We start from the raw sequence: 9,566 nt of genomic DNA, 5'->3' as shown, positions 1-9,566 counted from the left end.
CCGATCAGCGTAGGAGCGGGTTCACCCGCGAATACGGTGGCGGCAGCAACGGTGACCGGCCAGGGATATTGGCCAGCAGGCCCGGCCCTTTCGCGGGTAAACCCGCTCCTACGACGGGTTGCGTTCAGCCACCGGGCCGGGGGGACTGGGCGTGGGTCAGATATGCGGCGCCTCATACGCATTCAACTGCTCCACAAACCGCCAATGGCTCTTCTTGCCAAACCCCATCAACTGCTTCAACCGGATATCCCAACGCATGTGGTGGTTGGCGATCCATGGCAACGCAAACAGGTGCGCCCCGCGCCAGGGGATGAACGGGTTACGCCGCAGGCTGGCATAAATTTCGACGCGGTGGCTGGCCTGGTGGCTCGCGCAGCGGGCATGGAAACCAGAGGTATCCGCCACCACCAGGGTGTTGGCTGGCACCGCAAAGCGACGGGGCGGCGGCAAACCGAGGGCAGCCAGCTCGGGCTCGTCGATACGGAACGAACCCTCACGGTGCATCTGCTCGCTGGAGCGCGCAGCCCCCAGGCTTTGACGATACTCCCAGGCCAAACGCTCCGGCGTCAGGCGGTGCGAACCCGGCACATAACTGAACGGCCCTTGGTCATCCGCCACATCGTCCAGGAACAACCACGCCTTCGCCGTAGGGTGAAAGGTGTCGGCATGCAGGCGGGTCTGCGGGTCCTGGTCGGCATTGGCGGCGTCGATCACGATCGACTGCAACTGGTAGGTAATGCCACCGGTATTGGACGACGCATACGCAATCAGGTCGCGTACCCCACGGTCCGCCACAAACGCCGCACTGGCCGGGTTTTGCGCCAGCACGTCCTGGTCAAGGCTGACCCGGCGGGTAACCGCGCGGCCCTGGCGCATTTCCCAGCCGGTGCTGCGCAATGCACCCAACTCGGCGCGCAAGGCTGCAAACTGCTCGGTAGGCAGGGCGTTTTCACGAATGAAAAAACCGTTCTGCTCAAAATGCGCGCGCTCCCCGGCATCCAGCCGCGATGCCAGCGCATTGCGACGGTAACCTGCCATGGCCATCGCCAACTGACGACGCTGCACATGCAGGCCCAGGGCATTAAGCCGGGCGCTGCCCAGCACCGGGTTGTTCTCGAACGACTTGGCATGGGTAGCCAACTGCAGGCAATGCCAGGGGAGTGCCGCGTAACGGCCGATGTCCTTGATCGAAACAGGCATGATCTAGTCCTTTGATGGGGCCAATGGCCGGCCACAGCCGAGCATGGTCCGGGTATAGTTGAGCAACGGCGCCACTCGCCGATAGGCCACCCGCGCCGGGTGTGGCGCGTTGAGGCAGGCGAGGGCGTGCCAGGCATCGCAGGGCAGGTCTTGCTGGACGTCGGCATAGCGCGCATAGCGCAACAAGGCGCCGGCTACCAACTGGTCCAGGGTTAAACGCCGGGTGCGGCGCGGCAAGGGCTGATGGTCCTCGGTCAGGCCCCAGCCGGCATAGAACGGCGTGCCATAGGTGACCACCGGCAGCCCGCGCAGCAAGGCTTCGAAACCGGCGGTGGAACTGAGCGTATGCAGTGCATCGACCTGGCCATACAGGCTGGCGATGTCCACGCCCGCCAGGACCTGATCGGCCAGCCCCATCAGCTGTGCCGGGGCGATGTGCCCGCGGCGCTTGCCGGCCTCCACGTCGGGGTGCGGCTTGTACAGAATCCAGGCATCCGGCAACCGCGCGCGCACCTGTTGCAGCAGGCGCAGGTTGCACCCGGCACCGCCACCGCTGCACAGCGCCGAGGCGTCATCCTCGACCTGGCCCACCACCAGTATCCGCAGCTGGCCCGGCTGCCCCAGCAAGGCCGGGCGCACATTGCTGCGCAGGTTGAACTTGCTGGTGCCGCTGGCAACGATCTGCGCCCGCAAGCGCGCCGCTTCGGCCAGGCATGGGGCGTCAAATTCGCCCTGCTGCAACAGCTGCTCCAGGTCGCTGGCAGACTGCGCATCGTAATGAATGCCACCCCGGTCCAGCACCAGTGACAGCGCCGGGCTGTTGGTTGCCCCCAACCCCGTGGAGCGCAAGAAACCATCCTCGACCCGCCACAGTGGCACCCCCGCCTGGCGCGCACGTTCGGCCAGACCGGCCGGCTCGCGCGCAGCCCACACCAGCAGCCGGCCCTGTTCGGCCGCTACCTGGCTTATCAGTTGCGGGCTGTCCACGCTGAAGCGCAACTGCCCCCAACGGCTTGCGAAAAACCGCCGGATGTTGTGCTGCTTGTGCCGCTTCACGCCCAGTACCGTGGTGGGGCCGGCAAACGCAGCATCGCGGGCTTTCTTGCTGGCCAACTGGCGGGCAACGGTCAAGGCATCGGTCAATTGGCCGCTCAATGGGTCGACATAACGGCAGTAACGCACATAGGCCGCCGCCACCAGTTGCACAAGGTCTGGCCGTGCCTGCCGGCGAGCAATGGCCATGCGGTCATCGGTCAGCCCCCAGCCCGCATAGAACGGCAGCCCGAAGCAGGTGACCGGCACGCCCTGGATCAACGCCTCCAGCCCGGCCTGGCTGGTGCCCACGTACACGCGCCGGGCACGCCGGGCCAGTGACGCCCAGGCAACCGGCCGCGCCTCCAGCGTGACCCCACGGGCCCGCGCGGCATCCAGCAGGCAACTGGGCTTTTGCCCGCCCAGGCAGTCCGGGTGAATGCGCACGCGCACGTCGGCATCCGGGTTTTCTGCCAGGGCCTCATCCAGCATTCGCACGTAGTCGGCTTCGCATAGCCCGCCACCCGGGATCGAATAATCCCCGGCAGTCTGGTCCACCACCAGCACCAGCGGCCGCGTGCGGCCCAACGGGTCCTCCTCAGGCAGGTCCTGGGCGTTGTTGTACTTGCCGATGCCGCTGCTGCGCATCAAGGCAATCAGTTCGCGGGCGCAATCGAGTTCGTATGCGCTGAGCGCCTCGGGCTGCTGCAGGATGTTTTCCAGCAGCGACGGGCGGTCTGCCAGGTAGTGGATGCCCACCGGGTCGACCACCATGGACATCGGCGTATCGCCCTCGATGCCCAACGAAGATGAACGCAAAAAACCGTCTTCCAGCGCAATGTAGGGCAGCCCCCAGCGCTGGCACAGCACCCGGGCATGGGCCGACGACTGCTTGTAGCCGATACCGGCAATGGCCTTGAGCCCTTTGGGCGCCTTGCGGCCACGGCGCCACAGCCAGAAGGGCGGGCCTTCCGGGCCGAGGAACTGCGGCAGGTGCAGGACCTTCCAGGCCACCCATTGCGACATGATGCCGACCCAGCCGCTGCCGTCTACCAGGGCATCGGGCGGTACGTAACCTTCGGGCGGGTGGGGTACAAAGGGCGGTGTGTTGTGCATTACACAGCCCGCCACATGTTGCGCACCGGCGGGAACGGCACCCAGCGCTTGCGGCGCAGGGCAAAGCCATTATGCAGGTACAGGTGCTGCGCCCGATGATTGCTCAGCGGCACCTCCAGCTCTACCTGGGTAAAGCCCTGGCCGGCGGCGTGCGCGCAGCACGCCTGCACCAGCGCCGAGCCCACGCCTTGCTGGCGTGCGGCCTTGCTGACCCGCAGCCCGTACAGCAAGAACGGGTAGCGCCATTCGCGCAGCTCGCTCAGGCAGAACCCGATAAACCGCACCCAGCCACTCAACACGCCGAACTCACGCACGAACGGCCGCCAGTGCAAGGCAAACGGCCCGCGCCGGCCATGCTTGAGCGCGGCAAAGCCCAGTGCCTGCTCGCCATCGAAGGCCAGCAGCACACGGTCCCAGTGGATAGCCGCCCCCAGCAGGCGATAGCGGCAGGCCGTATTGCCAATCAGAAACGCCAGCGACCCCCGCCCCTCGGTCAGCAAGCGGGCCAAGGCAGGGTCTGCGGCACGCTCCGGCGACAGGTCCGATCCCAAAACGATACGCACCACGTTGTCAGGCTACCCCGGCACTGGCCATAGGCGTGTCCTGGCGGGTTGCCGGCGCCAAGGCATGGGCCAGCAATGTGCTGGAAAGCTGCTGCACCGGCATTGGCCTGGCCCCGCAGCCAGGCTGGCGGCGGTTGGACCACACCAGGTAGTCGGTATCCCCCGCGGGCGCACCGACAGCCTGGTACACCTCGGGCAAAATCGGCACATGGTCGCCAAAGAAGCACAGCAGCGCCTCGTTCGGCTGGGCCAGCAAGGTTTCGCGCAGCATGCCCAGCATGCGGTCGGCATTGCCGATGTGCCGCAGGTAGGGCGCCAGGTCTTTCATGCCCGGTTGCAGCGGGCGGTCGAACCAGGCGGGCAGCTCGTGCGCGGCTACGCTTTCCAGGTGCAACGGGCCATGGTTTTCCATGGTGACCGCATGGATGAACAGCGGCTGGGTGCGGCCTGGCGCCTGCAGCAGCGCGCGGATTTTGTCTGCCACGGCGCAATCACCAATGAACGGCCCGGCCTTTTGCGAAGCGTTGAACGCCTTCACATCGATGAATTCATCAAAGCCCAAGGCCGGCAGCACCTTGTTGCGGCCATAGAAACCACCATCGTACGGGTGGATGCAAATGGTCCGGTACCCCTGCGCCTTGAGCCTGGAGGCGATACTGGGCAGGCCTTGGCGGGCCAGCACCCGGTACGGGTTGAAGCGGTGCACGCCCAGCCGGTCGGCGGGGATGCCGGTAAGGTAGGCGAACTCGGTACGCACCGTATTGGCGCCCCAGGCTGCCACCTGCAGTTTGCCCCGGGCCAGCGCCTGGCTGGCCAACAGGTCGTACTGGTCGAGCACTTGCGGGCGCACGCCAGGCCACAGCCCACGCACATCGAAGAACGACTCGCTCTGCACCGAGACCAAGTCCGGCAGCGCCTCGGCCTGGGCCGCTGGCGGCTGCGAAGAGGCTGGCACAGCCCCACCCGCAAACGGCGAGCCTAGCCCGTCGCGATCCACCGGCGCCCGCGCCGCCCAGAAGTACCGCCACAAACTGGCCGCCAGGCCCCAGCCGCGCACATCCCGCTCGGCATCAAAGCTCGGCCGCACAGGCCGATGCCCCAGGCGCAGCAAGCCCAGGCCCAGCGCCAGCGGCAGCAACGCCTCAAGCCGCGCGCCCGGCACCTCGAAGCTCAACCCCGCCCACAGGTAAACCAGAAAGCCCACCGCCAGCAGCGCGGCCTTGCCAAAGCCAAAGAACGGCAAGTACAACCGCGGAAACTTCACTGCATCGCTGAAATACTCGAAATCTGCGCACACAAACGGCTCGCGCAGCGAGTGATACTTGGCGTTGCTTACCAGCACGATCAGCAGCCACAGCAGCAACACATTCACGCCACTGAACAACGGCCGCGCCGTCAGTGCATACAACAGCCCGAAGGCCACACACCACAGCCCCGCGTGCAGCAGCCAGCAATCGGCCGGGCGACGCAGGGCAGGGCGGGGAACCAGCAGGCGCTCGACCGCGACGGTCAAGCCCAGGCCGATCAAGGCGACCGGCAACATGGAAACATCAATCACTGTACTTCAACCCACGCAGGATCATCGAAGAAAGCCACTGCGGGATAAGCCCCAGCAGCCAGGTGCCCAGGTTGAGCGGGAACGGAAAGCTGATACGCGCCTGGTTCGCTGCCAGCCCGCGCTTGATACGCCTGGCCGCTTTGTCGGCGGTCCACAGAAAAGGTTTAGGCCCGGGCATTTCGAAGCACATCTTCGACTCCACATACCCCGGCACAATCACATTCACTTTCACCCCTTCCGGCGCCAGCCAGTCGCGGATGGCCTCGCCGTACACACGGATGGCGGCCTTGCTGGCGCTGTAGGTCGGTGTGACCGGCAAACCACGCCAGCCCGCCAGCGAGCTGAACAGGGCGATCTGCCCGTCGCCACGGCTGCGCATGGCGGGCAGGGCGGCCTCGACAGTGGCCAGGGCGGCCATCACGTTCACTTCCATCAGGGCGCGGCTGTCGTCCCAGTCTTCCGCTTCGCCATTGGCGCCCACGGCGGTGTTAAGCCCGGCGCCCACCAGCACCAGGTCGGGCTGATGCTGTTCGCTTATCCGGCGAACCATGGCCCGCAGGGCGTCCAGATCGCGCACGTCGAGGGCTTCCAGCAACACCTGGGCACCCAGGGCGCGGCATTGTTCGGCCATTTCGGCCAGGCGGTCCTGGCGCCGGCCTTGCAGGATCAGCGTCACCCCCGGGGCGGCGTAGGCAGGCGCCAGCGCGCCACCGATACCGCCTGTGGCGCCGGTGATGAGGATGCAGCGGGGTGAGGCATGCGAACTCATAGGTATTTTTCGATTCTTGAGGTTTTCGCCATCAGCACTTCCAGGCAGTTGGCCACGGCCATGTCCATGCCGCAGGCGGTGTAGAAGCCGCCGTTGACCTGGGTGGTGTGGATGACGGTGTTGCGGAAGCGATGGAAGAGCTTGATGTCCGGCATGTCCGGGGTGTGCCAGAAATCTGCCAGGCTGCCTTGGTGGGTAAGGCCGGGCATGGCGTAGATAGGGTCGGCCAAGGTGATGGTCGGGCGCCCGTGCAGCAGCGCCGAAGCCCCGGCGGTGCTGTTGACGGTAATCATGCCATTGATGTGCGAGAGCAAGGTTGGCATATGCCCGCTTTCCATGAACTCGACCCGGTCGGCCACGTCGTATTCGCGGGCCAGTGCCTCGGTGACGCGCCGGTAGTTGACCAGGCCAGGCGTCAACGGATGGTTCTTGACCAGCAGACGGGCATTGAGCGGGGCGTGCAGCGAGAACGAGTCGATCACGTGCTCGATGACCTGGGTCATGTTGTCGAACGGCGAGTGATCGCGGATCTGCGCGTCGCTGTCCAACTGCAGCGGCAGCAGGTAGGTGGGCTGGCGCTCACGGGCGACATCGGCGACCAGCGCGTCATCGCGGCTGCGGGCGCGGAGCAGGCGCAGGCCTTGGCGGACGTAACCCATGTACTCCACAGCCGCGTTGAAGGGGGCGTGGGTTTGATACTTGGGATAGAACAGAGCATTCAACGCTCCGCCAGCGTGATAAAGCACGTCGTGAGCGGCACGGGCTGCAAAAGACAGTTTGAAGGGATTGCCGTTCTGGTAGCGAGGAATGTGTTTGCCGACCTCGCGATACCAGTCAGGGTCCCGTGGCAAGCGCGAGTTGTTATTGACGCCATCGCGCTCCAGGGTGATCCAGTAGGGCCGGAAGTAGCCTTCTTCGAATACATGTACCCGAATGCCCTGCAAACGCGCGAGTTTTATCGCCGTGCGGTGCACGGGGCGGCAGTCGCCAAACAGTACGAGATCAGTGATGTCCAGCTGGCGGAAAACCCCTGCATACCATGCTTCCAGGTCATCAGCTTTGCCAGGGCAGGCCATGTTCGGGCCATCAGCACCATACAGTTCATCGCCCACATTAAAGCGCACGCTGTGCACATACTGGCCAATATCACGTAAGGCTTTCGCCAGGCGCGCGAAAAAAGGCGAGCTGACGCCTTGTAGGAATAGGAAATTGCCGGTGGGAGCGCGCAGCAGAGGACCACGCGTCGCCCTTGCATTCAGTTGGTCGGGCGCTTCATGCCCAACAAACTGCTCAAGCGTCGTTTCAAGTCCTGCCATCGAGAGGGGGCTCCTGGCTGCGGCGTTAGCGCGTGCCAATTCTGTAATTCGTACAAGGTCTGTTCAGGGGTGGTAAACCGATTGGTGATGCGGCTTACATAGGTGGGGTAAAGCAGGAGTGTGCCGGCAACCAGTTCGTCCAGGCTTAGTTTGCGGCTGCGTCGGGCTTTTACATCCGTTGACAGGTCCATGTCACGGGTCAAGCCCCAGCCGGCATAGAACGGCTGGCCATAGGTGGTGACAGGCACGCCGCGCAGCAGTGCTTCAAAACCAGACTGTGAGGTCAGTACGTGCACTTCATCGACGACTTCCAGCAACTGCTGGAGTGGCGTGTTGCCAATGACTTCATCGCACCAGTGCACGGTTTGCTCTTCGTCACCGCCACGGGCACGGGTGCCAGCCAGCACTTCCGGGTGGGGCTTGTACAGGAGCCATGCGCTGGGGTTCTGTGCGCGCACAGCTTTCAGCAATTGCAGGTTGCTGCGTATGCTGTTACCGCCAAATCGAATGGAGGCGTCGTCTTCCACCTGGCCGGTGACCAGGATGACCTTTGCTGCGCCGACAGGGCGACTCCAGCTAGAGCCTGGCAAATTGTATTTGGTCAGCCCGGCAGCACATATCGCCTTTCGTAGCGACTGGGCACGGCCAAGCAACTGCGCGTCGAACTGCTCTGTCGCAAGAATGCGCTCCAGACGCGAAGGTCGCGTGGCGTCGTAGTAGATGCCAATATCATCGAGCACCCACGACAGCGGTCTTGCCTTGCCTGCGCCGAGCCCTACAGAGCGTAGAAAGCCATCCTCGACCCGTTTGACCGGGTGAGGGTGCGTGTTCAGGTCATCATCGTGTTTACAGCCCCAGGCTACCACCGGCAGGTCTTGCGTCAGCGGATTTTCGGGCTTCACGAAGCGAATTTCTGCGCCGTTGAAGAACATTTCAACCAGTGGCTCTTTCCAGCGGCTGAATCCCAGCATTTGCACGGAGGTCGGCAGTACGCTGCGGTGACGTCTTTGCAGACCAAGCCAGTTGATCAGTAGCTCCGGGGAGCACGGTACGCCCCGCTCTGGGCAAACGTAACGTGGGTAGCCCACCAGAGTGGCATGAATCAATTGCGTCAAGGGCACTGGGTGGCGTCGTGACGGTGCGGGCAAGCGGTCTTCGGTCAGGCCCCAACCGGCGTAAAACGGCATGCCCCAAGTGTGTACTGGCACATTCCACAGCAGGGCATCAAAGCCGAGCTGCGAAGTCATCACAAAAACGGCGCGCATGTGTGGCAGCAGGTCGGCCGGGTGGGCATTGCGCGCAAGTATCTGTACCCGAGGGTTGCTTGCCAGTGCAGTAAGATCGAAGTGTCCTTGCTTGCGGCCTGCGACTACATCCGGGTGTACCTTGAGCACGATCGTGCTGTCCGGATAGCGCGCCAAAGCCGCGTCAAGCATTGCCCGGAAATCTTCAGCGCCGGCGCCCTGCAGTGAAGCATCGCCACTAGTCTGGTCAGCGACCAACACACAGTTCTCAGGAAGCTCTGGCAGCTCGATACGGGCATCGTTGTACTTCGAAACCCGCTGCTGCTGCCAAAGGTCACGAAGGGCCAAGGCGCGTCGCGTCTGTTCCGCATCAAGAGGGGTGGCAATCAGTTGTTCGAGCCTGGAAGGCTGGCTGGCATCGTAATAGACGCCCACGTCGTCCACGATCAATGACAGAGGCGGCTCATCGGCACCTAACCCCACCGAGCGAACGAAACCGTCTTCAAGTGTCAAGACAGGCTTACGCGCTTTCTGTGCTTCGGCCATTGCCTTGATTGCACTGGGTTTCCGGCCCCAGGCCATAAGCCAGTCGGCATGCTGCGCGTCACGCGCAACGCCGTTCTGAAGAACGTAGTCGGGCAACAAGGCAGGCAGCGTGCTGATGGCCTGGGCGCCCTTTGACAGGATTAGCAGGCGAGGGCGGGGCGAAACGTCATCCATAAACGCGAAGCAGCATCCATTGGCAGATGAGGGGCGACAAGGGCGCGG

At 64.2% G+C, this 9,566-nt stretch carries 7 protein-coding genes; all 7 read right to left on the bottom strand.

The annotated features are described in order from the left end of the window. Window positions 1-156 precede the first annotated feature (156 nt). The 7 genes from ACF8RA_RS07285 to ACF8RA_RS07255 are packed head-to-tail and all read right to left on the bottom strand — an operon-like array spanning window position 157 to window position 9,518. Window positions 157-1,200 carry a phytanoyl-CoA dioxygenase family protein gene (locus ACF8RA_RS07285; protein ID WP_392518987.1) on the bottom strand — a complete coding sequence of 348 codons (1,044 nt, stop codon included), beginning with the start codon at window positions 1,198-1,200 and terminating at the stop codon, window positions 157-159. A 3-nt stretch (window positions 1,201-1,203) separates the two neighbouring features. Beyond that, window positions 1,204-3,348 (bottom strand): capsular polysaccharide biosynthesis protein, encoded by a 2,145-nt coding sequence (locus tag ACF8RA_RS07280; protein ID WP_392518986.1) that lies wholly within the window; start codon window positions 3,346-3,348, stop codon window positions 1,204-1,206. After that, a complete protein-coding gene (locus ACF8RA_RS07275; protein WP_121162019.1) occupies window positions 3,348-3,914 on the bottom strand; it encodes a GNAT family N-acetyltransferase in 567 nt (188 codons plus the stop codon). Before ACF8RA_RS07275 ends, ACF8RA_RS07280 begins: the two co-directional genes overlap by 1 nt. A 4-nt stretch (window positions 3,915-3,918) precedes the next feature. After that, entirely contained in the window at window positions 3,919-5,454 is a 1,536-nt protein-coding gene (locus tag ACF8RA_RS07270) for an LTA synthase family protein (RefSeq protein ID WP_392460480.1), read from the bottom strand. A 7-nt stretch (window positions 5,455-5,461) separates the two neighbouring features. Further along, the gene (locus ACF8RA_RS07265) at window positions 5,462-6,238 is read right to left on the bottom strand and encodes an SDR family oxidoreductase (protein ID WP_209964217.1); all 777 of its coding nucleotides are present in this window, start codon (window positions 6,236-6,238) and stop codon (window positions 5,462-5,464) included. Next, window positions 6,235-7,554 (bottom strand): capsular biosynthesis protein, encoded by a 1,320-nt coding sequence (locus ACF8RA_RS07260; protein WP_354668543.1) that lies wholly within the window; start codon window positions 7,552-7,554, stop codon window positions 6,235-6,237. The genes ACF8RA_RS07265 and ACF8RA_RS07260 overlap by 4 nt, the downstream gene beginning before the upstream one ends. Further along, window positions 7,494-9,518 carry a capsular polysaccharide biosynthesis protein gene (locus tag ACF8RA_RS07255; protein WP_392518985.1) on the bottom strand — a complete coding sequence of 675 codons (2,025 nt, stop codon included), beginning with the start codon at window positions 9,516-9,518 and terminating at the stop codon, window positions 7,494-7,496. The genes ACF8RA_RS07260 and ACF8RA_RS07255 overlap by 61 nt, the downstream gene beginning before the upstream one ends. Between the last annotated feature and the right edge of the window lie 48 nt (window positions 9,519-9,566).

The sequence above is a fragment of the Pseudomonas sp. FYR_5 genome, from assembly GCF_043106315.1.
GTDB classification, from domain to species: domain Bacteria; phylum Pseudomonadota; class Gammaproteobacteria; order Pseudomonadales; family Pseudomonadaceae; genus Aquipseudomonas; species Aquipseudomonas putida_Y.
This window is presented reverse-complemented; position numbering and strand designations above follow the sequence as displayed.

Coding starts and splice junctions, on each gene's coding strand:
- ACF8RA_RS07285 (WP_392518987.1), bottom strand. CDS start 1,200: ATGCCTGTTTCGATCAAGGACATCGGCCGTTACGCGGCACTCCCCTGG.
- ACF8RA_RS07280 (WP_392518986.1), bottom strand. CDS start 3,348: ATGCACAACACACCGCCCTTTGTACCCCACCCGCCCGAAGGTTACGTA.
- ACF8RA_RS07270 (WP_392460480.1), bottom strand. CDS start 5,454: ATGTTGCCGGTCGCCTTGATCGGCCTGGGCTTGACCGTCGCGGTCGAG.
- ACF8RA_RS07265 (WP_209964217.1), bottom strand. CDS start 6,238: ATGAGTTCGCATGCCTCACCCCGCTGCATCCTCATCACCGGCGCCACA.
- ACF8RA_RS07260 (WP_354668543.1), bottom strand. CDS start 7,554: ATGGCAGGACTTGAAACGACGCTTGAGCAGTTTGTTGGGCATGAAGCG.
- ACF8RA_RS07255 (WP_392518985.1), bottom strand. CDS start 9,518: ATGGATGACGTTTCGCCCCGCCCTCGCCTGCTAATCCTGTCAAAGGGC.